At 66.3% G+C, this 24152-nt stretch carries 22 protein-coding genes; 6 read left to right on the top strand and 16 right to left on the bottom strand.

The window, feature by feature from the left end; genetic code table 11:
• Positions 1–31: 31 nt before the first annotated feature.
• Positions 32–262 (bottom strand): hypothetical protein, encoded by a 231-nt coding sequence (locus tag AC3A3W_RS11450; RefSeq protein WP_487442856.1) that lies wholly within the window; start codon positions 260–262, stop codon positions 32–34.
• A 247-nt stretch (positions 263–509) separates the two neighbouring features.
• Between AC3A3W_RS11450 and AC3A3W_RS11445 the strand changes: the two genes are divergently transcribed.
• On the top strand, positions 510–1637 hold the full coding sequence (locus tag AC3A3W_RS11445; RefSeq protein ID WP_487442855.1) for a VIT1/CCC1 transporter family protein: 1128 nt from the start codon (positions 510–512) through the stop codon (positions 1635–1637).
• Positions 1637–2608, top strand: coding sequence for a matrixin family metalloprotease (locus AC3A3W_RS11440; RefSeq protein WP_487442853.1), 972 nt, complete (start codon positions 1637–1639; stop codon positions 2606–2608). Before AC3A3W_RS11445 ends, AC3A3W_RS11440 begins: the two co-directional genes overlap by 1 nt.
• On the opposite strand, the gene AC3A3W_RS11435 is transcribed toward AC3A3W_RS11440, so the two are convergent.
• The 4 genes from AC3A3W_RS11435 to AC3A3W_RS11420 all read right to left on the bottom strand — a co-directional run bounded on the left by AC3A3W_RS11435 (position 2605) and on the right by AC3A3W_RS11420 (position 7012).
• On the bottom strand, positions 2605–3738 hold the full coding sequence (locus tag AC3A3W_RS11435) for an LOG family protein (RefSeq protein ID WP_487442851.1): 1134 nt from the start codon (positions 3736–3738) through the stop codon (positions 2605–2607). The two genes, AC3A3W_RS11440 and AC3A3W_RS11435, sit on opposite strands and share 4 nt — an antisense overlap.
• 183 nt (positions 3739–3921) lie before the next feature.
• The gene (locus tag AC3A3W_RS11430; RefSeq protein ID WP_487442849.1) at positions 3922–4698 is read right to left on the bottom strand and encodes an SDR family NAD(P)-dependent oxidoreductase; all 777 of its coding nucleotides are present in this window, start codon (positions 4696–4698) and stop codon (positions 3922–3924) included.
• Between the two features lie 33 nt (positions 4699–4731).
• On the bottom strand, positions 4732–6099 hold the full coding sequence (locus AC3A3W_RS11425) for an MFS transporter (protein WP_487442847.1): 1368 nt from the start codon (positions 6097–6099) through the stop codon (positions 4732–4734).
• A 205-nt stretch (positions 6100–6304) separates the two neighbouring features.
• Positions 6305–7012: a FadR/GntR family transcriptional regulator gene (locus tag AC3A3W_RS11420; protein ID WP_487442846.1), complete on the bottom strand. Its 708-nt coding sequence runs from the start codon at positions 7010–7012 to the stop codon at positions 6305–6307.
• Between the two features lie 129 nt (positions 7013–7141).
• Between AC3A3W_RS11420 and AC3A3W_RS11415 the strand changes: the two genes are divergently transcribed.
• Complete coding sequence (locus AC3A3W_RS11415; protein ID WP_487442844.1) at positions 7142–7933, top strand: gamma-glutamyl-gamma-aminobutyrate hydrolase family protein; 792 nt, start codon at positions 7142–7144, stop codon at positions 7931–7933.
• Between the two features lie 49 nt (positions 7934–7982).
• Here the strand turns inward: AC3A3W_RS11415 and AC3A3W_RS11410 are convergent, their stop codons facing one another.
• The 4 genes from AC3A3W_RS11410 to AC3A3W_RS11395 are packed head-to-tail and all read right to left on the bottom strand — an operon-like array spanning position 7983 to position 12112.
• The gene (locus AC3A3W_RS11410) at positions 7983–9017 is read right to left on the bottom strand and encodes a Gfo/Idh/MocA family oxidoreductase (protein WP_487442843.1); all 1035 of its coding nucleotides are present in this window, start codon (positions 9015–9017) and stop codon (positions 7983–7985) included.
• A gap of 55 nt (positions 9018–9072) precedes the next feature.
• Positions 9073–9996 (bottom strand): ATP-binding cassette domain-containing protein, encoded by a 924-nt coding sequence (locus AC3A3W_RS11405; RefSeq protein WP_487442841.1) that lies wholly within the window; start codon positions 9994–9996, stop codon positions 9073–9075.
• Positions 9997–10008: 12 nt separating this feature from the next.
• Positions 10009–11061 carry an ABC transporter permease gene (locus AC3A3W_RS11400; RefSeq protein ID WP_205653382.1) on the bottom strand — a complete coding sequence of 351 codons (1053 nt, stop codon included), beginning with the start codon at positions 11059–11061 and terminating at the stop codon, positions 10009–10011.
• Between the two features lie 55 nt (positions 11062–11116).
• The gene (locus AC3A3W_RS11395) at positions 11117–12112 is read right to left on the bottom strand and encodes a substrate-binding domain-containing protein (protein WP_205653383.1); all 996 of its coding nucleotides are present in this window, start codon (positions 12110–12112) and stop codon (positions 11117–11119) included.
• Between the two features lie 316 nt (positions 12113–12428).
• Between AC3A3W_RS11395 and AC3A3W_RS11390 the strand changes: the two genes are divergently transcribed.
• Together AC3A3W_RS11390 and iolB are read left to right on the top strand one after the other, a co-directional pair.
• Positions 12429–13169, top strand: coding sequence for a GntR family transcriptional regulator (locus AC3A3W_RS11390; RefSeq protein ID WP_309991217.1), 741 nt, complete (start codon positions 12429–12431; stop codon positions 13167–13169).
• An 82-nt stretch (positions 13170–13251) separates the two neighbouring features.
• Positions 13252–14154: a 5-deoxy-glucuronate isomerase gene (iolB, locus tag AC3A3W_RS11385; RefSeq protein ID WP_487442838.1), complete on the top strand. Its 903-nt coding sequence runs from the start codon at positions 13252–13254 to the stop codon at positions 14152–14154.
• A gap of 198 nt (positions 14155–14352) precedes the next feature.
• On the opposite strand, the gene AC3A3W_RS11380 is transcribed toward iolB, so the two are convergent.
• Complete coding sequence (locus tag AC3A3W_RS11380; RefSeq protein ID WP_487442837.1) at positions 14353–15567, bottom strand: MFS transporter; 1215 nt, start codon at positions 15565–15567, stop codon at positions 14353–14355.
• A gap of 150 nt (positions 15568–15717) precedes the next feature.
• On the opposite strand from AC3A3W_RS11380, the gene AC3A3W_RS11375 reads away from it, so the two are divergent.
• A complete protein-coding gene (locus tag AC3A3W_RS11375; RefSeq protein WP_487442835.1) occupies positions 15718–16167 on the top strand; it encodes a MarR family winged helix-turn-helix transcriptional regulator in 450 nt (149 codons plus the stop codon).
• 108 nt (positions 16168–16275) lie between these two features.
• Here AC3A3W_RS11375 and AC3A3W_RS11370 read toward each other — a convergent pair whose 3' ends face one another.
• The 6 genes from AC3A3W_RS11370 to iolD all read right to left on the bottom strand — a co-directional run bounded on the left by AC3A3W_RS11370 (position 16276) and on the right by iolD (position 24150).
• The gene (locus AC3A3W_RS11370; protein ID WP_487442834.1) at positions 16276–17715 is read right to left on the bottom strand and encodes a sugar porter family MFS transporter; all 1440 of its coding nucleotides are present in this window, start codon (positions 17713–17715) and stop codon (positions 16276–16278) included.
• Positions 17712–18587 (bottom strand): sugar phosphate isomerase/epimerase family protein, encoded by an 876-nt coding sequence (locus AC3A3W_RS11365; protein WP_487442832.1) that lies wholly within the window; start codon positions 18585–18587, stop codon positions 17712–17714. Before AC3A3W_RS11365 ends, AC3A3W_RS11370 begins: the two co-directional genes overlap by 4 nt.
• A gap of 88 nt (positions 18588–18675) precedes the next feature.
• The gene (locus AC3A3W_RS11360) at positions 18676–19689 is read right to left on the bottom strand and encodes a Gfo/Idh/MocA family protein (protein ID WP_487442830.1); all 1014 of its coding nucleotides are present in this window, start codon (positions 19687–19689) and stop codon (positions 18676–18678) included.
• Positions 19690–19725: 36 nt separating this feature from the next.
• Positions 19726–20637, bottom strand: a complete 912-nt coding sequence (locus AC3A3W_RS11355; RefSeq protein WP_487442828.1) for a sugar phosphate isomerase/epimerase family protein — start codon at positions 20635–20637, stop codon at positions 19726–19728.
• A 28-nt stretch (positions 20638–20665) separates the two neighbouring features.
• Entirely contained in the window at positions 20666–22177 is a 1512-nt protein-coding gene (locus tag AC3A3W_RS11350; RefSeq protein ID WP_487442826.1) for a CoA-acylating methylmalonate-semialdehyde dehydrogenase, read from the bottom strand.
• 44 nt (positions 22178–22221) lie between these two features.
• On the bottom strand, positions 22222–24150 hold the full coding sequence (gene iolD / locus AC3A3W_RS11345; protein ID WP_487442912.1) for a 3D-(3,5/4)-trihydroxycyclohexane-1,2-dione acylhydrolase (decyclizing): 1929 nt from the start codon (positions 24148–24150) through the stop codon (positions 22222–22224).
• Between the last annotated feature and the right edge of the window lie 2 nt (positions 24151–24152).

Below are 24152 nucleotides of genomic sequence, written 5' to 3'. Positions count from 1 at the left end.
GACGTTTAAGGTCGAGGTCAAAACAGACCGGTTACGACTCGTATTCTTCGTCCGCACGGAACTCGTCGGCGTCCAGCGAGACGACGCGCTCATCGTCGTCGACCGCTTCCGGCGCGGCGGGAACGACCCTTTCCTCGGAATCGAGGAACTCGTCTTCGGTATCCCAGTCTTCATCCACCGGGGCGTCGTCGGCGAAGTCGTAGGCGGGATCCGATTCAATGGTGCGGCGGGCAGGCTCCGGGTTTGTTCCGGTGGTGTTCATAATGCAGACCTCCGTGTGATTGGACTTCCATGCCCTCCGTCAACGAGGCACGTTTTCATCAGATCACCACCCATGCAGGGGGTCAAGGGCCGCGCCCGGGGCAGGGCGGACAACCCTTCCGGAACGGAAAAATTAAGGGTTCCCTAAAACTTGACCTGAGGAATACCGGCCGAAAATCCGCGGATTTGCGGGGTAAGCTGGGCATGCAATGGGGCCGAACCATGCCCCATCCAGCCCAGGAGTCCCCGTGTCTCAGCCCGCAAAATCTGACCATCACAGTGCAGCCGCCGCCGCTACCCCGGACGCGGCGGACATCAAGCGATGGCGACAGTACCTGGCGGACGAACGCGCCGAGGCTGCCGTTTACCGGGATCTCGCCCAGAGCCGCACCGGCGAAGAACGCGCCATCCTCCTCGCCCTGGCCGAGGCCGAAGGCCGCCATGAGGCGCACTGGCTCAAGCTGCTCGGAGAGCATGCGGGCAAGCCCCGCCGGGCCTCCGCCCGCAGCCGGATGCTGGGTTTCCTGGCCCGGCACTTCGGGTCCGTCTTCGTGCTCGCCCTGGCACAGCGCGCCGAGGGGCGCTCCCCCTACACCAGGGAGCCCTCGGCCACCCGTGCGATGGCTGCGGACGAACAAATCCATGAGGAAGTGGTGCGCGGACTTGCCACACGCGGGCGCAACCGGCTGGCCGGGACCTTCCGGGCTGCGGTTTTCGGCGCCAACGACGGGCTGGTCAGCAATCTGGCCCTCGTAATGGGCATGGCCGCAACCGGCGTGGCCAGCTCGGTTGTCCTGCTCAGCGGCATCGCCGGCCTGTTGGCGGGTGCCTTCTCCATGGGCGCCGGCGAATTTGTCTCCGTCCGCTCCCAGCGTGAACTCCTTGCCGCCACCCGTCCCACCCAGGTGACGCTGGCCGCCGCGCCCCAACTCGACATCGAACACAACGAACTTTTGCTGGTGTACCTGGCCCGCGGCATGTCCCGCGAGGCCGCCGAACACCGCGTGGCGGAGCGGATGGGGCTCTTCAGCTGCGACTGCGACCCGAGCCTCTCGCTGCGGCCCGAGCTCCCGCAGTCCCAGGATGAGCACGAGGCAGTGGGCACGGCCTGGGGCGCAGCACTGTCCAGCTTCTGTTTCTTTGCCTCCGGCGCGATCGTCCCCATCCTTCCTTTCCTTTTCGGCATGACTGGCATCGGCGCGCTCGTGACGGCCACGGTGCTGGTTGGCATGGCACTGCTGGCAACCGGCGGCGTCGTCGGCCTGCTTTCCGGAACGTCTCCCCTGACCCGGGGCCTGCGACAGCTGGCCATCGGTCTGGGCGCCGCCGGCGTCACCTACCTGCTGGGAATGGTCTTCGGCGCGGTGATCGCCTAGTGCCGGAGAGCGGGCGCCGGAAGCACGCCCGCCATGCGGGATCGGGTCGGCCCGCCCGCAGCTTCATCCGGAACCTTGTCCTGATAACCACGCTCGGGTGTGGCGCCTTCCTGGCCGCGGGCCTCGCCTACGGCGATCCGCGCCTGGCGGGCCTGCTCGAGTTCCGGCTCGGGTCCGGGGATAACAACCCCGCCGTGTCCGGTCCTGCAGAGGGCACGGACGCCGGAGAGACCGGCCGGGCGCCCGAAGCCGGCCAGGCCGGGGAACCCGGCCGGGACCCGGGAACGGCCGACCGCTCGGCGGACGCCCCGCCGCCCGGTTTCGAGGAGGCGGACGCGCCGCTCGGCACGCCTGAGGCTCCGCCCGCACCGAGCGGATCGTACGCGTTTTTGGCCACGAACGACGACGGCACTCCGGTGGGATTTTCACCGTGCCGGCCGCTGCACTACGTGGTGAACGACGACCTTGCCCCGCAGGGCGCTGCCGGACTGGTCCACGGGGCAATCAAGACAATCTCGCGCGCCACGGGCATCCGCTTCGTCAATGACGGCGCCACGGACGAACTGCCGTCCGCGCAACGGGACCCTTACCAGCCGGAGGCTTACGGGGAACGGTGGGCACCGCTGTTGATCAGCTGGACCACGCCGGAGGCTGCGCCCAAGCTCAAGGGCCAGATCATCGGCACCGGCGGCAGCACGCATTACAGCTACGGCGACGGTCCCAAGAGCTTCGTCACCGGGAGCCTCGAGCTGGACGCCCCACAGATCGGCGTGGAACTGAACGGCCCTGACGGGGCCGGTTATGCTACCGCCGTCATCCTCCATGAACTCGCCCATGTCATGGGACTGGAACACGTGGACGACCCCCTCCAGTTGATGTACCCGGAAATCGGCACGCCCGACGGTCTGGCTGCCGGGGACCTCAATGGCCTGCAGGTCCTGGGCACGGTGCCATGCCGGAAGGACCTCTAGGAGTCGAGGACCGCGAGCGCCTCGTCCACGCTGTCCACCAGGAAGATCCGCTCCTCCATCGCCCGGCCTGCGGCGAGGCTCTGCAGCATAGGCCACGTGGGATACCGGCGCTCCCAGTGATCCCGGCCCACAAGCACCATCGGGGTCAGGGTTTCGGGCGCACCGTAGTAGTTCTCGCACGCGTCCTGGAAGATCTCCTGCACGGTCCCCGCCGCGCCGGGCAGGAACACGATCCCGCCATTGCACAGCGCCAGCAGGATCGCCTCGCGGACCGCGTTGGCAAAGTATTTGGCGATGCGGGTGGCGAAGTAGTTGGGCGGTTCGTGGCCGTAGAACCAGGTGGGGATGCCCACCGAAGCCGTTCCGCCCGGATAACGCTCGACGACGGCCGCCGCCGCGCGTGCCCACGCGGACACCGAGGGCCGAAAGCCCGGGACGGCTGCCAGCTCAAGAAGCACGGCCCGGAACTCATCCTCGGGCGCTTCGCTCAGGTAGGCGCCCAGGTTGGCGGCCTCCATGGCCCCCGGCCCTCCGCCCGTGGCCACCATCCGCCCGCTGCGGGCCAGCAGCCTGCCCAACACGGCCGCGTCCGCGAAACCCTTGCTTCCCCGCTGCGCCGCGTGGCCGCCCATGACTCCGACGATGGTGCGTCCCCCGTCCCGGGCTGAGCGGGACAGCTCGTCGAGGGCATCGCCGATGGCGTGGTCGTGCAGGGCAGCAGCGAGCGTGGCGTCGAGGCGGTGACGCTGGCCGGACCGGATGCTCCACTGGTACACCAGGGCATCGGGCGTCTCCTCATAGGGGGTGTCCCGGATCCCGGCGTAAAGCTCCTGCGGCGTGTAGAGCTCCGCCCGGTAGGCATCAAATGGCACTCCGGCGAGCTTCGGAAAAATCAGGGCGCCGCGCCGGCGCAGCGCGTCCTCCACCCCGGGATCGAACGTGCAGCCCAGGAAGACGGCGCCTTCGGCATCCATGGCAGCGAGCGCAGGAGCCCTGCCGCGGAGGTCGAGGGACTGGGCGTGCCAGCCATGCATTGATTTGGCCCCCGCGCCGACCAGCCGGTCGAATCCGGACAGACTCTCAACCTCAAGGGTCCGCGGGCTCGGGTTCAGACTGCCGGAGGGGTTCATGATGCCAGCCTAGCGAGCCGCACCGGCCAAGAGTGGTTCCAGGGCCCCGGCGTCCCTGCGATGCCCCCGGGATGGACTGCCCGCAGAACGCGGAAGTGCCCCGCAGCTGGACTGCGGGGCACTTCGGCTGTGCTTCTTTTGTCGCTGATCAGACCCGACCAACGTCAGTAGACATGCTCCGGGTCAGGAGACCTGGAGGCCACCGTTGATGTCATAGGTGGCGGCAGTGATGTAGCCGGAGTCCGCACCCAGCAGGAAGGAGATGAGTGCAGCCACTTCCTCCCGGGTACCGACGCGGCCCATCATGATGCCTTCGGACATCTGGGCCTTGCGCTCCTCGGAAAGCGTGCCTCCCATGATGTCGGTGTCGATCGGGCCGGGAGCGATGGCGTTGACCGTCACGCCGAACTCGCCCACCTCGCGGGCCAGGGCACGGGTGAAGCCGATGATGCCGGCCTTGGAGGCACTGTAGGCGACCTTGGAGTAGGTGCCGCCGCCACGCTGGGCCGAGATCGAGGAGATGCTCACGATGCGGCCAAGCTTGCGCTCGATCATGCCCTTCAGGACACGCTGGGAAACAACGAAGGTGCCCCGCATGTTGATCGCGAAGACCTTGTCCCACTCCTCCACGGTGGTTTCCATGAAGGTCGTCGGCGAGCTGATGCCTGCAAGGTTGGCCAGGGCCACGATCGGCGGCAGCGTCTCTTCGATCTCGGTGATCGCACGGTCCACGGACGCGGAGTCCGAGACGTCTGCGCCCACGCCGATTGCCTTCACCGCGCGGTTGGAGCCGATCTCGGCCGCTGCCGCCCTCGCATCCTCGGCATTGATGTCCAGAATCGCGATGGACCAGCCCTCGCTGGCCATGCGGTCAGCCGCTGCGCGGCCGATGCCGCGGGCGGAGGCCGCACCGGTCAGGACGACCGTGCGTTCTGCGGGGAAGGAAGTGGTTGAGCTCATTGCAGGTATTCCTTAGGGGTTTCTCGTGGGTGTTTAGCGGGTGACGGTGGCTTTGGCGGCTGCCTCGACGGCAGGATCCAGCGCGGCGTCGCCTTCAGGACGCTTCCGGGCGTAGAGGTACGTGGCCACGGCTGTGACGCACAGGCAGAAGGAGAGGAACAGCAGGCCGCTCTGGTTGCTGCCGGTGGCGTCGTTGAACAGGCCCACCGCATAGGGGGCAACGAAGCCGCCGAGGTTGCCCAGCGAGTTCACCATGGCCAGGCCGGAAGCTGCTGCTGCGCCGGTGAGCGCCGCGGACGGCATGGACAGGAACGGGGCGATGGCTCCGTAGATACCCATGGCCGCGGCGGTGAGGGCAATCAGGGCAAGGATGGGGTTGACCTGCAGGAGATAGCCTGCGGACAGCAGACCCACGCCTGCCAGCACCATGCTGACGGAGCTGTGCCAGGCGCGCTTGCCCGTCTTGTCCGCACGCTTGCTCCAGAAGTACACGAAGACTGCTGCGATGGAGTACGGAATGAGGACGATGAATCCGACCTGGGCGGTGGAGAACTTGCCGAGGGCGGCCACGATGGTGGGCATCCAGAGTCCGAGGCCGTAGATGCCGCAGACCAGGCCGAAGTAGAGGGCCGAGTAGACGAGGGTGCGCTTGTCCTTGAGGCCAGCCAGGAAGTTGTGGCTTGCGCCCTTGGACTTGGCTGCGAGTTCGGCATCCATGGTGGTGGCGAGCCATTCACGTTCGTCGGCGTTGAGCCACTTGGCATCCCGCGGGCGGTCGGTCATGAGAATGGGGGTGAGCACACCGAGGAGGATGGCGGGGATGCCTTCGATAATGTACAGCCACTGCCAGCCCTGCAGGCCCATGATGCCGTCCATCTGGAGGAGCAGGCCGGAGACCGGGGCGCCGAGGGCGTTGGAGATCGGCTGCGCCAGGATGAAGATGCCCAGCACGGTGACGCGCTGCGCGGCGGGGAACCAAAGGGTCAGGTAGAAGAGGATTGCCGGGAAGAAGCCTGCTTCAGCGGCGCCCAGGAGGAACCGGATGATGTAGTAGGTGGTTTCGCCGTTGACCAGGGCCATCGCGGTGGCGAAGATGCCCCAGGTGATGAGGATGCGGGCCAGCCATTTGCGCGCGCCGAACTTGTACATGCCGGCGTTGCTGGGAACTTCCAGGAGCGCGTAGCCGAGGAAGAAGATGCCCGCGCCGAGCCCGTAGGCCGCCGCGGTCAGGCCGATGTCCTCGCTCATGGTCAGCTTGGCGAAGCCGACGTTGTTCCGGTCCAGGTAGGCAATGAAGTAGAGCAGGACGATCAGCGGCATGACGCGGCGGCGGACTTTGCGCAGCGTGCGGTCGCCAAGCTCGCCGAGTCCGGAGGGCTTTGTGGTTAATGAAGTCATCATCGACCTTCTATCTGTCGGTTCCGGACCGGCGGCTTCGCGCGGGGGAATCCGAGGCGTTTATGTGCGGGTTGTGTTCGCTCCAGAGCGGAGCAGCTTGGGTTGTGTGGTTCTTTTTAGCTGAATCTGATGTCAGACATCTGACGGAAGAACATGTGAAAGATCTTAGGAGGGTGATGCGCATTACGTCAAGGCAGCCGGAGTCGGCTTAGGATTTTCCGCCGTAAATGTAGCGTTCGTAGTCTTCGAACGTTTGGTCCATGTGTTCGTCCATGGCGCGGCGGGCCAGCTCGGCGTCACCCGTGAGAATGCTGTCCAACACGCGCTGATGGAAGGCGATGGCGTGCCGCTGGATCTCCTTGATGGCGGACGTTTCGCGGCGCGCGCGGTAGAGCGACTGGCCTAGTTGGGCGAGCAGGGCGCGCACGAACGGGTTGCCCGAAGCCTTCAGCACGACGTCGTGGAAGGCGATGTCGGCGGTCACGAACCCGTCCAGGTCGCCGGACTCGTGGAACCGCTTCATGTCGGCGATCGCGTGCCGCATCTCCTCGGCGTGTTCCGGCGTATGGCGCCTGGCGGCGAGGGCGGCAGCCCCTGTTTCCACCATGCGGCGCACCTCGATCAGGCCGATGGACACCTGGTCCGCCGCATTGCCGTACGAGGCGGCTTTGATGATCGCATCCAGCCCGGTCCAGTTCTCCGCGGGATTAACGAACGTCCCGCGGCCCGCCTTGACGTACAGGATGTTCTGCGCCCGCAGCGCCTTGAGCGCCTCCCGCACCGTCAGGCGGCTGACGTCGTAGGCCTTGGCGATGTCGGCCTCCGGTGGCAGGGCCTCGTGGGGCTTGAGCCTGCCGTCGAGGATGTCGTCCAGCAGGCCGTCGACGAGACCGTCAACCAGTGTCCTGCGACCCATGGGAACGACCTGCTTTCGCCTTGCATACTGCCCTCGATGCGCCTAACACTACAGAAACGCGGCGCGCTGCGGTAAACCTGCAGCTGTGAGACAGCGGCCGGGCCGGTCAAAGTGGTGCAGAATTTGAGCATGCAGAATTCAACTCCTGCCCCCCGCCCGCGCATCGGCATTCCTGTCCGGCTCAGCAGTTCCGCCGATCCCGATCCTCGCGTGGCCAAGGCCAACGGCCTCTTCGACGACATCGTGGACCTGGTGCGCGACGGCGGCGGCGAACCGGTGCTGCTGACCCCCGAACTCGTTGACGACGGCCTGTTCGACGGCGGCCGGCGGGCCGGCGCGCCCGGCGCGATTGACGGCGTCGTGCTTCCCGGCGGCGGCGACCTCGATCCGCGGCTCTACGGCGAGGAGCCGGGCGACACCCTCTACGACGTCAATCCGGAGCAGGACCGCCTGGATATTGCGGTGGCGCGCGGGACGATCGACGCCGGACTCCCCCTGCTGGGAATCTGCCGCGGCCACCAGCTGCTCAACGTCGTTTATGGCGGGACGCTGACCCAGGACATGGCGCCGGGAACCGTGGCCCACCGCAACAAACCCCCGGGCGGCGGCCGGTGGGCCTGGCACGAGGTGGCGATCACGCCGGGCTCCCGGGTGGCGCGGCTGTACGGTGCCGCCACGGATCAGGCGCACGGGTCCGCGGAGGCCCTCGGGGTGAAGATCGCATCCGGCCACCACCAGGCCGTGGCGCAGGTGGCGCCCGGCCTGGTGGTGACCGCCGTGGCAGAGGACGGCACCGTCGAGGCGCTGGAAGACCCCAAGCGGTGGGTGGTCTCGGTCCAGTGGCACCCCGAGGTCCTCGAGTTGTCGGAGGCCCAGCGGCAGGCACCTTTCCGGGCATTCGTGGAGGCCTGCCGCAGCTGAGGCCAATGGCCCCAGCCCCCGGCAGTCAGGGCGGCCGCAAGGGCTGTTGCTAGATGGTGACGGCGGCCGCCACGCGCACCGGCAGCCCGGTTTCGAGCGACTCCTGGGCGGCGTCAGCCACCCGGGACGCCGCCACGGCGTCTTCGGGCGTGCACGGGTTGTCCCGCTGCCCAAGCACAAGCTCCACGAAGGCGGCCATCTCTGACCGGTAGGCCTGGTCGAAACGCTCCGCGAATGTCCTGTGGGAGTCGCCCGACGGAAACGCGACGCCCGCTTCTGCCGAGGCCAGCGCGGCCTTCTCGTCCAGGCCCACCATGAGGGAGCCGGCCGAGCCCTGGATTTCCAGCCGGACGTCGTGCCCGGCCCCGTTGTAGCGCGAGGCGCCCACGGAACCCAGCGTGCCGTCGTCGAACGTGACCACCGCGAGCGCGGTGTCCACGTCCCCCACTCCGCCGATGGCGGGGTCGCCCTTGTTGGAGCCCTTGGCGTAGACCTCCACGATTTCACGGCCGGTGAGCCAGCGCAGGATGTCGAAGTCATGCACAGAGCAGTCGCGGAACAACCCTCCGGACGTCGCCAGGAACTCAACCGGCGGCGGCATCATGTCGCAGGTGACGGCCCTCAGCGTGTGGATCCAGCCGAGCTCACCGCCCTCGTAGGCCCGCTTGGCCTCAAGGTAGCCGGCGTCGAACCTCCGCTGGTGGCCGATCTGGACCGTTCCCTTGTTGGCCCGGATATAGTCCAGGACCGGAAGGGATTCAGCCACGTTCAGTGCCACCGGCTTCTCGCAGAACACCGGAATGCCCGCATCCACCCCCGCCCTGATCAGTTCCGGGTGGGTGCCGGTTCCGGTGGCAATGACCAGTCCGTCGATTGCCGAGCCCAGCAGCGCCTCGACGGAGGGCAGGAACTCGGCGCCCAGACCTGCGGCGACGGCACGGGCGTGCTCGGCGGCAACGTCGGTGAGCCTGAGCCGGCCGTTGATCCCCTGCGGGTGGAGAACGCCGTTCAGTGCAGCGATATTGTTCGCATGCATCACGCCGATGCGGCCGACGCCGATAAGGCCGAGCGTTATGTCCTTCATTCGGTTCCTTTGCGGTTAGAGGAATGCGGTCAGATAGGCGGCTGGGGGTACAGGCTTAGGTTCCCGCGTGCTTTGGCGCTCCGGCACTGGCCGTCCCGGCGACTTCGGCCTGGACTTCCTTGACGATGTCGCCGTGGCCGCCGAGTTGTTCGAGTTCGTGGGCGAGTTCGGCGAGTTCGGCGCCACCGGCCATTTGGGCGGTCAGCTCGTCGAGGGTGATGTCCTTCTTGTCGTAGTAGCCGATCGACTTGCCGCGCTTGAGCAGCAGGAACCGGTCGCCGACGGGGAAGGCGTGGTGCGGGTTGTGGGTGATGAAGATGACGCCCAGTCCGCGGTCGCGGGCCTGCAGGATGTAGCGCAGCACGACGCCGGACTGCTTGACGCCGAGGGCTGCGGTGGGTTCGTCCAGGATCAAGACCTTCGCGCCGAAGTAGACGGCGCGGGCGATCGCCACACACTGGCGTTCACCGCCGGAGAGCTGGCCGATGGGCTGCTCGACGTCGCGCAGGTCGATGCCCATGTCGGCAAGTTCCTTCTTGGTGATGTCCTTCATCTTCTGGACGTCCATGCTCTTGAACGGGCCAAAGCCAGAGGTCAGTTCCGAGCCGAGGAAGAAGTTGCGCCAGATGGGCATCAGCGGGACGACGGCGAGGTCCTGGTACACCGTGGCGATGCCGGCGTCGAGGGCGTCGCGGGGTGAACCGAATTTCCGTTCCTCGCCCATGATGTGCAGGACGCCTTCGTCGTGCTGGTGCAGCCCGGCGATGATCTTGATCAGGGTGGATTTGCCGGCGCCGTTGTCGCCCAGGACGCACGTGACACGGCCGTTGTCCACGGCCATGGTGACGTCGGTGAGGGCGACGATGTTGCCATAGTGCTTGCCGACGTTCTCCAGCGAGAGGAGGTGCACAGGGGTGTGGGTCAGCGGGTCCTTCTCGTCCTTGAGGAGCTGCTGCTGGTCGATCTGTTTGGCGTTCATGGTTTTCAGCCCTTACTTGCTTGCGTCTGCGCGGCGCTTGACGATCAGGTTCACGATGGTGGCCAGGAGGAGCATCAGACCCAGGAAGAACTTGAACCAGTCCGGGTTCCACTGGGCGTAGACGATGCCCTTGTTGGCCATGCCGAAGATGAACGCGCCGATAGCGCCGCCCACGGCGGAGCCGTAGCCGCCGGTGAGGAGGCAGCCCCCGATGACCGCGGCAATGATGTAGAGGAATTCGTTGCCTACGCCCTCGCCGGACTGCACGGCGTCGAACGCGAACAGGTTGTGCATGCCCAGGATCCAGCCGCAGAAACCGACGGCCATGAACAGTCCGATCTTGGTCGCCTTGACGGGGACACCCACGGCGCGGGCGGCGTTGGCGTCGCCGCCGACGGCAAAGATCCAGTTGCCCACCTTGGTGCGCAGCAGCACCCAGGACGCCACCGCAACCAGCACGATCCAGATGAAGACGGTGTTCTTCACATCCACGCCGCCGATGTTCACCGAGGAGGAGAAGACGGCCTGCGCGGACGCGTAGCCATCCATGGTGGAGATGGACGGGGAGGACACACCGCCGCCGATCATGCGCGTCAGGCCCAGGTTAAGGCCGGTCAGCATCAGGAACGTCGCGAGCGTGACGATGAAGCTGGGCAGCTTGGTCTTCATCAGGATCCACCCGTTGATGTAGCCGATGCCCACCGACACCACCAGGGCGAGTGCGACGCCGACCCAGACGTTCATGCTGAAGTACCAGCTGAACATCGATGCCGTGAGGGCGGAGCTGATCACGGCCACGCCGGTGGACAGGTCGAACTCACCGCCGATCATCAGCAGCGATACCCCTACCGCCATGATCCCGATGGTGGAGCTGCCGTACAGGACGGTGGCGAGGGCGTTTGGCTGGATGAAGGTCTGGGACACGGAGGCGAAGAAGACGAAGAGGACGATCGCGCCGACGAGGGCGCCCACTTCCGGGCGGCCGAGCAGTTTCTGCAGGGGGTTGCGCTTGACGACGCGCTCATCGGGCGCTGCCGGTTTTTTTAGGGTCTGGGTCATAGTCATGATGATTCTCCTTGCTGCCGGGCCCGGTGGTGGCCGGGCCCGGCTGGCGGGCTGTTTAGCGAATTCCCTGATCGGCGAACTTCACGACGTCCGCCGCGTTGGACTCATCGACGATGGTGGGACCCGTGAGGACCGGCTGGCCGCCGCCGATCTTGAAACCGCCCCGCTTGACCTGCCACAGCGCGTCAATGGAGCCGTAGCCCTGCAGCCATGGCTGCTGGTCGACGGTGAACATCACGCCGCCGTCGACGATCTTCTGCGCGAGTTCACGGTTCAGGTCGAAGCTGGCAACCTTGGCCGAACTTCCGGCGGTGGACACGGACTTCAGGAGCGTCAGCGTGATGGGCGCGCCGAGGCCGATGATGACATCGGCATCCTTGGATGCCTGGAGCTTCGCGGTCGCTGTGGACTCGACGGAGGTCATGTCAGCGCCGTTGACGTACAGGATTTCGGTGCCGGGCACCTTTGCCTTCACGCCGGCACACCGGGCTTCGAGACCCACGTGGCCCTGGGCCTGGATCACGCAGATGGGGTGTTTGGCGCCCTGCGACGCCAGCTTTTCTCCGACAGCCTGGCCCGCGAGCTGCTCGTTGGAACCGAAGTGGGTGAAGGCACCGAGCTGCTTGGACACGGACTCGCCGGCGTTGAGGCTGACAATGGGAATCCCTGCAGCGGTGGCCTTCTTCAGAGACTCCTTCAGCGCATCCGGCGTGGCCAGCGTGACCGCGATTCCGTCCACCTTCTGGTCAATTGCCTGCTGGATGAGCTGCGACTGCCGGCCGGCTTCCGGGTCGCCGGTGTACAGCAGTTCAACATTGTCTTTCGCCGCCGCCTCCTCGGCACCCTTGCGGACGGTGTCCCAGAAGGTATCGCCGGCAGGGGCATGCGTGATCAAGGCGATCTTCATCCGGGGGGTCGAAGCAACCTGGCCCGCGCCGCCGGCGTTGCCTGCCTCGGCGGGCCGGCCGCCCTGGCTGGAGCACGCGGTCATCGCCAGCATCGGGATTGCAACTGCTGCGACCGCCGCACGGCGCCAAAAGAACTTTGTCACAATAAATCTCCTTTGATTTGGGGGCCCGGATCTCCGCCACAGTGCAGGATCAGCGGGCCTGTTACACCGATCATGGTGACTTACGCCACAGATGTCAATAGTTTGTCCTGACATTAGGATGTTTTAACGAAATTGCCTCCGGATCGCCTTGAGCCAGCGGCCCCACCTCCCTCTGCAGGGACAAAATGGGCCGGGCCTTGACGCCGGCGCGCCCGCTGCTAGTATCAAAAAGGCAGTATGTCCTATCAAGCGAACATGCAGCGGACATACGGGCACCTGGACGCAGGACCGCCCGCAGTACAAAAGGGAGCACTCAATGGCGAACCAACTTCACCTCAGCATCGACAGGTCCTCGCCGGTGCCGCTCTACCACCAGGTGGTGCAGGGCATCGAGGCCGCGATTCATACGGGGCTGCTGGAGCCGGGCAGCCGGCTGGAGAACGAAATCGACCTCGCCGCCCAACTGAACCTTTCCCGGCCCACCATGCGCAAGGCCATGGACGAGCTGGTCCGCTCAGGACTGCTGGTCCGCAAGCGCGGCGTGGGCACCCAGGTGGTTTCAAGCCAGGTACGCCGCCCCCTGGAGCTCTCCAGCCTCTATGACGACCTCGCCAACAACGGCAGCAAGCCCACCACCGACGTCCTGACGTTCGCGCATGTCGAAGCCGACGACGCCACCCGGAAAGCGCTGCACCTCCCTGCCGGCGCGAAGGTCTACCACTTCACCAGGCTCCGCAAGGTCGGCGGGAAGCCGCTGGCCCTGATGGAAAACTGGGTCCGCGATGACATCACGCACATCGACGAGGAGTTGCTGGGCTCGCAGGGGCTCTACGGCATCCTTCGCGGCGGCGGGGTCAACTTCCGCCTGGCCACACAGCGGATTGGCGCCATGGTGGCTAACGAATACCAGGCCCCGCTCCTGGAAACGGAGCCCGGCTCGGCGCTGGTGACCATGGAGCGCACCGCCGTTGACGACACCGGCCGGAACGTCGAGACGGGACACCATGTGTACCGCGGCGATTCCTACAGCTTTGAAATGACCCTCGTACAGAGGTAGCCGTCTCCGGTGCCGCGGACTCCGCCACGGAGCCGCTTCGGCACTGGACCCTGACCAAATACGATCCGAAAGAGAATACTTAATGGCCGACTGGGTTTATCCGCTGGGCAGCGCAGCCGAAGGCTGCTGGGATGTTTCGCTGGGAACAGCGGACTCCGCCATCACCGTTGAGGGGTGGGCACACACGGGACTGAAGGTGGCCACGCTGGCCCCGGGCGCCGTCGTCGACCTCCCCGCCGCGGGCGAGGAACGCATCGTGATTCCGCTGAGCGGGACCTTCACGGCGACCGTGGACGGTGAGAAGTATCAGCTGGCCGGCCGCGCAAACGTCTTCCATGGCCCCACCGATGTGCTGTACTCCGGGACGGAGAAGGCGGTCACGGTCAGTTCGTCCGACGGCGGCCGGGTCGCGGTCGCCACGGCGCCCGCCAATGTCCAGTACCCCACGCGCCTGATCACGGCGGCGGAAACCCCGGTTGAGCTGCGCGGCGCCGGGAACTGCTCGCGCCAGGTCCACAACTTCGGCACCCCCGCGGCGCTGGAGGCAGACCGTTTCATCGTGTGCGAAGTCATCACGCCCGCAGGCAACTGGTCCTCCTATCCTCCCCACAAGCACGATGAGGAGAAGGAGGGCGAGACGCGCCTTGAAGAGATCTACTACTTCGAGACCCGGGTTGCGGATATTCCCGGCACCGCGGGACCGGGCGCTGACGCAGACGCCATCGGCTATCAGCGGGTCTACGCCTCCGACGAGCGGCCCATCGACGTCGCGGCGGAGGTGCGCACCGGCGACGTGGTCCTGGTCCCCTATGGCTGGCACGGTCCCGCCATGGCCGCACCCGGCTACGACATGTACTACCTCAATGTCATGGCCGGGCCCGGACGGGTCCGCGACTGGCTCATCAGCGACGACCCCCACCATGGCTGGGTCCGCCAGATCTGGGAAGGCCAGGACGTGGACCCGCGCCTGCCGTTCGGCGCCTAGCTGCCGTTGAATTTGGCGGGATGGGGCCCCGTGCGCCCGTCCCGCTCCAGGGCATCGATGGCCGCAAGTTCCGCGTCTGCCAGGTCAAAGCCCAGGACGTCCAGGTTCTCCCGGATCCTCGACGGCGTAACCGACTTGGGAATGATGATGCGGCCCTGCTGCAGGTGCTCGTTCTGTCGCCTGTGGTCCTGAGCAGGTTCAACGGACGACGGAATCTGCGGGAGCGTTGGTGGCAGACCCGGCGGAATCTGCGGGAGCGTTGGTGGGGGCGTGCGCCTTGGCTGCGGCAAAGGCCATCACGGCGAGGCCCAACAGGGTGATGCCTGCCCCGGCCCAGATGGGCGAGGTGTAGCCGAGGCCTGCGGTGATGGTGACGCCTCCCAGCCAGGCACCCAGGGCGTTGCCCACGTTGAACGCGCCGATGTTGGCGCCGGATGCGAGGGTGGGGGCGCCGTCAGCGTATTTCATGACCCGCATCTGCAGACCCGGAACCGTGGCGAAGCCGAAGCCTCCCATGAGCACCATGGATGCAATGGTCAGGAGCTGGTTGCCCGCCGTCAGGGCGAACGCCACGAGCACTGCCACCAGGACCGCGAGGACCACCAGCAGCGTGCGGTCCACGTTGCGGTCGGCAGCCTTGCCGCCCAGCGCGTTGCCGATGAAGAGGCCCACCCCGAAGACGATCAGGAGCAACGGGACGGCGGAGGCGGCGAACCCGGAGACCTCGGTGAGCGTGAAGGCGATGTACGTAAAGGCGCCGAACATGCCGCCGTAGCCCAGGACGGTCACCAGGATGGAGAGCCAGACCTGGCTTGAACGGAAGGCGCGCAGTTCGCTGCGAAGACCGCCAGGGGAAGTGCCGCCATGTCCCGTTTTCGGCACGAGGGCCAGAATGCCTGCGAGCGCGAGCACACCGATTCCGGTGATGGCCCAGAAGGTGGAGCGCCAGCCGGCCGCCTGGCCAAGCATGGTGCCGAAGGGAACGCCCAGCACGTTGGCGGCCGTGAGTCCGGTGAACATGATGGCGATGGCGCCGGCCTTCTTGGTGGGTGCCACCATGTCGGCCGCCACCACGGCGCCGATGCCGAAGAAGGCGCCGTGCGCAAGGGCGGCCACGACGCGGCCTGCCATCATGATCCAGTAGTCGGGGGCCGCGGCGGAGATGAGATTGCCGGCGATGAACAGGACGAGCAGGACGGCCAGTACGGGCTTGCGCTCGAACCGGGTCACGGCGGCGGTCAGGCCCAGCGCGCCGAGGACGACGGCGAGCGCGTAGCCGGAGATGAGCCACCCGGCCGAGGCCTCGCTGACGCGGAAGTCTGCAGCCACTTCGGGCAGCAGGCCCATGATGACGAACTCGGTGAGTCCGATGCCGAACCCGCCGAGGGCGAGGGCAATCAGGCCAATAGGCATGGAGGTGCTCCTTGGGAACTGTACGGAAAGGGTTGGGGCGCGTAGGCTAATAGTTGCAGACGCGGTATTTATTGTTGCACAAGCAAATATCCCGCGCAAGCAACTATTTATTTGCGGTTCCCACCCTGGGCACCTGAACGAGGAGGAACGATGGGCATCAAGGACGACGCCGTGGAAGTGCGCGCGCAGGGCTGGCGGACCCTCGCAGCGCTGCACGGCCTGATCGAAGCGGAGCTTGAACGTTCGCTGCAGTCCCACGCACAGCTCTCCGTCGTCGAATACACAGTGCTGGAGGCCCTCAGCCGCCAGGACGGCTGGCACATGCGCATGCAGCAGCTGGCGCGCGCCACCGCCCTCAGCGCCAGCGCCACCACCCGGCTGGTGAACAGGCTCGAGGACCGCGCACTGTTGACGCGGATCCTGTGCGCCGACGACCGCCGCGGCATCTACACGGAGCTGACAGCCAACGGCGTCAAGCTCCTGGAGGATGCCCGGCCGGTCCACGACGCGGCGTTGGAGCGCACCCTGGCGGAAGCCCAGGAGATCCCAGAACTGGCACCGCTCGTGGACGCCCTCCCCCGGCTGCACGCACACGCCTAAACCACGCGGACCACACCCGCGATGGAACCCTGGAGGGTGGCGCAAAAAAGCCCCTTTGACCGGTCAAAGGGGCTTTTTCCTGCACAGATGGTGCGGGGCAACGGGTGCTTAGACGGCGCGGCTCCCTACCGGTTCGGCTTTCGCGCCGGCCACATTCTTGAAGTAGTGCTCCACGTCTTCCAGGGTCTTGTCCTTCGTTTCCGGGACATACCTGGCGGCAAACGCGATCGCGCCCACTCCCAGCACGGCAAACACGAAGAAGGTGCTGGACAGGCCCATCGCGGCCAGCAGCAGCGGGAAGCCAAAACCCACCAGGAAGTTCACGATCCACAGGATGAAGGCCGAGGCCCCCATTCCGAGTCCACGGATCCTCAACGGGAAGATTTCGGACAGCATGAGCCAGGTGACGGGTGAGATGGCACCCTGCTGGAACGCCAGGAAGGTGACCGTCAGGGCCAGGATCACGAAGCCGCGGGTGGTTCCTTCCGGCAGGATCAGCGAGAAGAAGCCGATCAGCAGCAGGGCAGTCGTAGTGCCGATCTGTCCAGTGATGAGCATCTTGCGGCGGCCCACCTTGCCCAGCAGCCAGATGCCCACGAAGGTTGCCAGCACCGAAATGATGCCGTTGGCGATGTTGGCCGTCAGCGCGGCCTCCCGGCCGAAGCCGGACTGGGCCAGGATCTGGGTGCCGTAGTACATGATCGAGTTCACGCCGGTGATCTGCTGGATGACGGCAAGGCCGATTCCCACCACAAAGATGCGCCGGAGCCAGGGAACGCCAAGGTCCCTCCAAGATCCCATCTTGGACTTGTAGTCCTCCACGGCCATTGCCTTGACCTCTTCGAATTCGTCCCGGGCTTCGGCCTGGGAGCGGATCCGCTGCAGGACGCTGAGCGATTCACCGAAGCTGCCCATGGAGGCCAGCCAGCGCGGGCTCTCGGGCATGAAGTTCATCCCGATCCACAGGGCGATTGCGGGGAGGGTGGCGATCACCAGCATCCACCGCCAGATTCCGCTGGCTTCGCCGAACGTGTTTCCGAGGTAGGCATTGAAAATGAACGCCAGCAGCTGCCCGGTCACGATCATGAGCTCGTTCTGGGTGACAATCCTGCCGCGGCGTGCGCTGGGTGAAACCTCGGCGAGGTACACGGGGACGGTCACGGATGCCCCGCCCACAGCCAGGCCGAGCAGGAAGCGTGCCGCAATCATCACTTCGGTACTCGGCGCGAGAGTGCAGGCGAGCGTGCCGGCAAGGAAGACGACGGCCAGGACCATGATCATCTTGCGGCGGCCGTTGCGGTCGGCGAGGCGTCCGCCGAACAGGGCACCGAACGCGGCGCCGAAGAGGAGCGAGGACGTCACCAGGCCCTCGGTCAAGGGCGTGAGGCCGAGGTCCTCCTGCATATAGGGCAGGGCACCGTTGATGACGCCGGTGTCGTAGCCAAAGAGCAGGCCACCGAACGTGGAGATGATGGTGACGGTCCGCAGCGCCCGTTTATGGTTGACCGGTTTCTGTGTTGCCTTCTCCGAGTGGAGGGACGACGTCATGCGTTGACCTTCTGGACATACTGCTTCATGGTGTCCAGCTGGTACCGCGACACGTCCTCCGCGTTGTCGTCTTCGGCGAAGACGCTGGAGACCATCACGGTATCCTCGCGGTCCAGGAAGCCGATTTCCTTCAGGCCGCCGAAGAATTCGTCCCAGTTGACGTCGCCGTCGCCGATTTTCAGGTGCTGGTGGACACGGACCGGGTTGCCGGGCGGGTTGGTGATGTAGCGCAGGCCGTGCGAGGCGTGGTGGTCCATGGTGTCGGCGACATGGACCAGACGCAGCTTGTCGCCCGCCGCGCGCATGATATCCAGCGGTGCGTTCTTCATGTGGAAGCTGTGCGAGGCCACGTAGACCAGGCCGACGTTCTTGGAGTTGAGGCCGCGGATGACCCGGATGGCGGCCAGGCCTTCCTCCACGAAGTCGTCCGGGTGCGGATCGATCAGCAGGTCGATGCCTTCGCGTTCGATGATGGGCAGCAGCTCTTCCATGGAGCGGTAGAAGGCACGCTCGGATTCTTCGGCTTTCTCGGGCCTGCCGCTGAATTCGGTGTTCATGGTGCTGACGCCCAGGTCCACGGTGATCTGGATGGCGCGCTTCCAGTAGCGGACGGCGGCCCCGCGGGCGTCTTCGTCCGGCCCGGACCAGCGGAGCACCGGGAGGACCGAGGCGATCTCGATCCCGGCGTCCTTGCTGGCCTTCTTCAGCTGCCCCACGAGCTCGTCGTCGGCCTTGGGGTGGTTGTAGAAGGGGATGAAGTCGGCGTGCGGCGTCATCTGCATGTACTTGTAGCCGAGGTCCGCCACCACCCGCGGGAATTCGAGCAGGCTGTGCGAGTGGTGGAACGGCGTGGGGTCAAGTGCGATTTTCACGTGGAACACTCCATGGTGGATGAGTCAGGTTGTGCGTCGGACCGGGAACGAACGGAAAGGGCCGGTCTGGCCGGCCCCTTCCGTTTTCCTAGCTGTAGAGGGCAGGCTTGGCGTTCAGCTTCACGGCGACCTTTTCGCCGTTCTTCTGCGCTTCAACGCCGGCTTCGCAGCATGCTGCGGTGGCGTAGCCGTCCCAGGCGGTGGGGCCGCCGATTTCACCACGGAGGGCCGCGTCCACCCAGGACTGGATTTCGACGTCGTACGCGGCGCCGAAGCGCTCTTCGAAGCCCGGGGTGACCTTGCCGCCCCAGCGTCCGGCACTGCGCGTGTAGGGGCCCCTGTCTCCGCCGATGCTGACGATGCCGTCTTCGAAGGAGGCCTGCGTGGCCACCTCGTAGCCGAACTTGGCGTTGACATAGATTTCGACGTCGGCCAGGACGCCGGATTCGGTCTCGATCAGGACGTGCTGGGGATCATGCTGACCGGCCGGGGCATTCTTGGTCGCCTTGCCCAGGCGGACCTGGACACTGGTGATTTCCTCGCCGGTGAAGAAGCGGATGGCATCAAACTCGTGCACTACCGAATCGTTGATCAGCATCTCGTTGGTAAAGCCCGCGGGGGTGCTGGGGTTGCGGTGCTGGTGGTGCAGCATGAGCAGTTCGCCGAGCTCGCCGTCGCGGATCACGGAGCCCAGGGCGGCGTATTCGGCGTCGAAGCGGCGCATAAAGCCCACCTGGATGCGCTTGCGGCCCAGCTTTTCCTCGGCCTGGACGATCTTCCAGGAGGACTCGGCATCCGGGGTCAGCGGCTTCTCGCAGAGGATCGGGATGTCCTTGGCGATGGCCTTGAGCAGGATGTCCTCGTGCAGGAAACCGGGCGTGGCGATCAGGACGGCGTTGACGTCTCCGTTGTTGAGAGCCTCCTCGGCATCGGCCAGGGCGACAGCGCCGGGGATGCCTTCGATGGCGGCCTGCGCGCGGGCGAGATCGACGTCGACGACGGCGGCGACTTCCGCGCCGTGGATGCGCTTGTTGAGTCGCTGGATATGGTCCGCGCCCATGCGGCCGGCGCCGATGACAGCGACGCGAAGGGTTTCAGTCATTGTGGTTTCCTTACGTTTCGGGTGCCTGGGTGGCCGTCAGCTGACGGCGGTGCGGGAGCCGCACGACAGCAGGTAGTTGCGGGTGCGCTTGGCGATCGGCATGGGAACGTCGAACGCCACCGGATACATGTCTTGTTCCACGATGCCAAAGATCGGCCGGTTCAGGGCCTCCACGGCTTCGATGACGGCGCGCAGGTCCGGCAGCCCGTTCGGCGGCTCGGTCATGACGCCGGCCAGGTTGGCGGCGGCCCAGGTCATGTTCTCCTCGTTGACCTTCTTGAGGATGTCCGGGTTGATCTGCTTCAGGTGCAGGTAGCCGATGCGGTCCGGGTAGTTCTTGATCAGCTCCAGGCTGGAGGCTCCGCAGTATTCGGCGTGGCCGGTGTCCAGGCACAGGTTCAGGTATTTCGGATCCGTGGCAGCCAGGAGGGTCTCGATGTCCTCCTGCGCGCCGACGTGGGAGTCGGCGTGCGAGTGGAACTGCTGCTTCAGCCCGAAGTCCTCGAGCAGCGTCTTGCCCAGGCGGTTGTGCCCGGCGAAGAGGTCGCTCCAGGCCTTGTCGCTGAGTTGGCCGCTCTCAACGGCCTCGCCGGTGACGTCGTCGCGCCACATCGCCGGAATGACGACGATGTGCTCGCCGCCCATGGCCGCCGTGAGCTCGGCTACCTTGCGTGCCGGTTCCCACGCAGTCTCCCACTGCTCCAGCCCGCGGTGGAAGGCGGTGAACACCGTTCCAGCGGTGACCTTCAGATCGCGCTGCTTGAGTTCCTCCGCCAGCCGCGCGGGGTCGTTCGGCAGGTAGCCGTACGGGCCAAGTTCGATCCACTTGTAGCCGGACTCGGCCACTTCGTCGAGGAACCGCTCCCACGGTGTCTGCTTGGGGTCATCCGGGAACCAGACTCCCCAGGAATCCGGTGCCGTGCCGATGATCAGCTTGTTCTCAGTCATGACAGCGTTGTCTCTCTCGGGTGCCGGGTCAGTTGGACGGGAAGTTGTACGAGGCGCCGGAGGCGTGGGTGGGCTCTGGCCAGCGTGACGTCACTACCTTGCCACGGGTGTAGAAGGAGACGCCTTCGGGGCCGTAGATGTGCTTGTCGCCGAAGAGTGAAGCCTTCCAGCCGCCGAAAGAGTGGTAGGCCACGGGGACGGGCAGCGGCACGTTGATGCCGATCATGCCCACGGTGACGGAGCGCTGGAACTTGCGGGCGTGGGCGCCGGAGGAGGTGAAGATGGCGGTGCCGTTGCCGTAGGGGTTGGAGTTGATGAGCTTGATGCCGGCGTCCAGGTCATCGACGCGGACCACCACGAGGACCGGTCCGAAGATCTCCTCGGTGTAGGCGGTCATCTCGGTCTTGACGTGGTCCAGGACGGTGGGGCCCACCCAAAAGCCGTCCTCGTGGCCGGGGACGACGAGGTCGCGGCCGTCAACGACCATCGCGGCGCCGGCCTGTTCGGCCTCGGTGACGATGCGGACGATGCGCTCCTTGGAGGCCGGGGTGATGACCGGGCCCATTTCGGCGCCGGCTGCCGTGCCGTTGTCGACCTTCACGGCCAGGGCGCGTTCTTCGACTTTCTTGACCAGCAACTCGGCGGCGTCGCCGACGGCGACGGCCACGGAGATGGCCATGCAGCGTTCGCCGGCGGAGCCGAAGGCGGCGGCGGCGAGGTGGTCGGCGGCGTTGTCGAGGTCGGCGTCGGGCAGCACGATGGCGTGATTCTTCGCCCCGCCCAGGGCCTGGACGCGCTTGCCGTGCTTGGTGGCGGTCTCGTGGACGTACTGGGCGATCGGGGTGGAGCCGACGAAGGAGATGCCGTCCACGTCCGGGTGGGTCAGCAGCCCGTCGACGGTTTCCTTGTCCCCGTGCAGCACCTGGAACACGCCGTCGGGCAGTCCGGCCTGCTTCCACAGCTTGGCCAGCAGCATCGAGGCGGAGGGGTCGCGCTCGGAGGGCTTGAGGATGAAGGCGTTGCCAGTGGCGATCGCCATCGGGGCCATCCACAGCGGCACCATGACAGGGAAGTTGAACGGCGTGATGCCCGCGACGACGCCGAGCGGTTCGCGGAAGGAAAAGACGTCGATGCCGGTGGAGACCTGGTCCGAGTAGTCGCCCTTGAGCAGCTGCGGGATGCCGCAGGCGAACTCGATGACCTCCAGGCCGCGGCCGATCTCGCCCTTCGCGTCGGAAAGCACCTTGCCGTGCTCGGCCGTGATCAGCTCGGCGAGTTCGTCAATGTGGGAGGCAACGAGCTCGCGGAACTTGAACAGCACCGCAGTGCGCTTGGCCAGGGAGATGTCGCCCCAGCTGTCGGCGGCGGCACGGGCCGCGGCGACGGTCTTATCCAGGTCGGCGCGGTTTGCCAGACGCAGCTCGCCGCTCACGGCGCCGGTGGCCGGGTTGTACACGGGCTGGATCCGGTCGCCTTCACCGGCGGTCTCGGCGCCATTGATGAAGTGGTTGATGGTGGTGGTGACGGTCGTCGTTGACATAGAGATGACTTCCTTGTCTATGGCTTGAGGGAGAGGCTTGAGGTCTAGCCGAGCAGCTTGCGCTGGCGGCTCTTGTGGTCTGTGTAGGTCTGGTAGGCCTGCTGGGTGGAGTCGAGGTCCGAGACCTGCGAGACGGGGACGTCCCACCAGGATTCGGAGCTCGGGGCATCCAGCATCGGATCCGACTCGACGTGGATCAGGATGGGGCCGCTGCGTTCCGGGGCGGCTTTGGCGTCGCGGATGGCCTGCTCGAGCTCGGCGATGACCTTCTCCCCCGGTTCGATCCGGATCACCTTCACGCCGAGACTTTCGGCGTTCAGGGCCAGGTCCACGGGGAGGGTGTCGCCTTCGTCGAAGCTGTGCTGCTCCTCGTTCAGCGCCCGGTACTGGGTGCCGAAACGCTGCGAACCCAGCATCTCGGAGAGGGAGCCGATGGAGGCGTAGCCGTGGTTCTGGATCAGGACCACGATTAGCTTGATCCGTTCGGCGACGGCGGTGACCAGCTCGGTGTGCATCATCAGGTAGGAGCCGTCCCCCACCATCACGACGACGTCGCGCTGGGTTCCTCCCGTAGCGGCCTCGGCCAGCACTGCGCGCTTGACGCCCAGGCCGCCGGGGATTTCGTAGCCCATGCAGGAGTAGGCATATTCCACGTGGTAGCCGAACGGGTCACGGACGCGCCACATCTTGTGCAGGTCGCCCGGCAGCGAGCCCGCGGCGCAGATGACGACGTCCTGGGAGTCCATGGCACGGCTCGTGGCGCCGATGATCTCGTTCTGCGCCGGCAGCGGCGTGTGCCGGGTGCCGAAGGCCTCGTCAACCGTGGCGTCCCAGCGCTGCTTCTCGGCCGCGACCTGCTGTTCCAGGTCCGCGCCGACGCGGTAGCCGCCGAGGGCCTGGTTCAGCTTGACCAGGGCCTTCCGGGCGTCCGCGACGATCGGCAGCGTGGTGCCGTGCTTGTACGCGTCGATGGCTGCGACGTTGATGTTGATGAACTTCACGTCCGGGTTCTGGAACGCGGTCCGCGACGCGGTGGTGAAGTCCTCGTAGCGGGTGCCGATGCCGATGATCAGGTCCGCCTCGGCGGCGATGGCGTTGGCCGCCGTCGTGCCGGTGGAGCCGATCGCGCCGAGGGAGAATTTGGAGTCCCACGGCAGGACGCCGACGCCGGCCTGGGTGTTGCCCACCGGGATGCCGGTCAGCTCGACGAACTTGGCGAGTTCATCGTTGGCGTAGGCGTACAGGACGCCGCCGCCGGCGATGATCAGCGGGCGCTTGGCGGCGCGGATCGCCTCGGCGGTGCGGCGGATGTCCTCGTCTTCCGCGTCCGGGCGGCGGATCCGCCACTCACGTTCGGCGAGGAACTCCTCGGGCACGTCGAAAGCCTCGGCCTGGACGTCCTGTGGCAGCGAGATGGTCACCGCGCCGGTCTCGGCCGGGTCGGTCAGGACCCGCAGGCCGTGGTGGAAGGCGGAGAACAGCTGCTCGGGACGGGTGACGCGGTCGAAGAACTTGGACAGCGGCCGGAAGGCGTCGTTGACGGTGATGTCGTAGGCGTAGGGCTGTTCGAGCTGCTGCAGCACGGGATCCGCGGCGCGGGTGGCGAACGTGTCGCTGGGGAGCAGCAGCACCGGGAGGCGGTTGGTGGTGGCCAGCGCCGCGCCGGTGAGCAGGTTTGAGGAACCGGGGCCGATCGAGGTGCTGATGGCGAAGGTCTGGCGGCGGCGGGTGTGGCGTGCGTAGCCCACGGCCTGGTGCGCCTGGGCCTGTTCGTTGCGGCCCTGGTAGTACGGCATGATCGTGGGGTCGGCGGCCTGGTACTGCTTTAGGGCCTGCCCGACGCCGGCAACGTTGCCGTGCCCGAAGATGCCGAACGTGCCCGCGATCAGGCGTTCCCGGTAGTCCTCGGTGCCGATCCGGTCGACGGTGTACTGCTTGGAAAGATATTCGACGACGGCCTGGGCCACGGTCATTC

The sequence above is a fragment of the Arthrobacter sp. Soil_N43 genome (assembly GCF_057655195.1).
The sequence above is the reverse complement of the archived record's forward strand: the minus strand, read 5'-3'. Positions and strand labels throughout refer to the sequence as shown.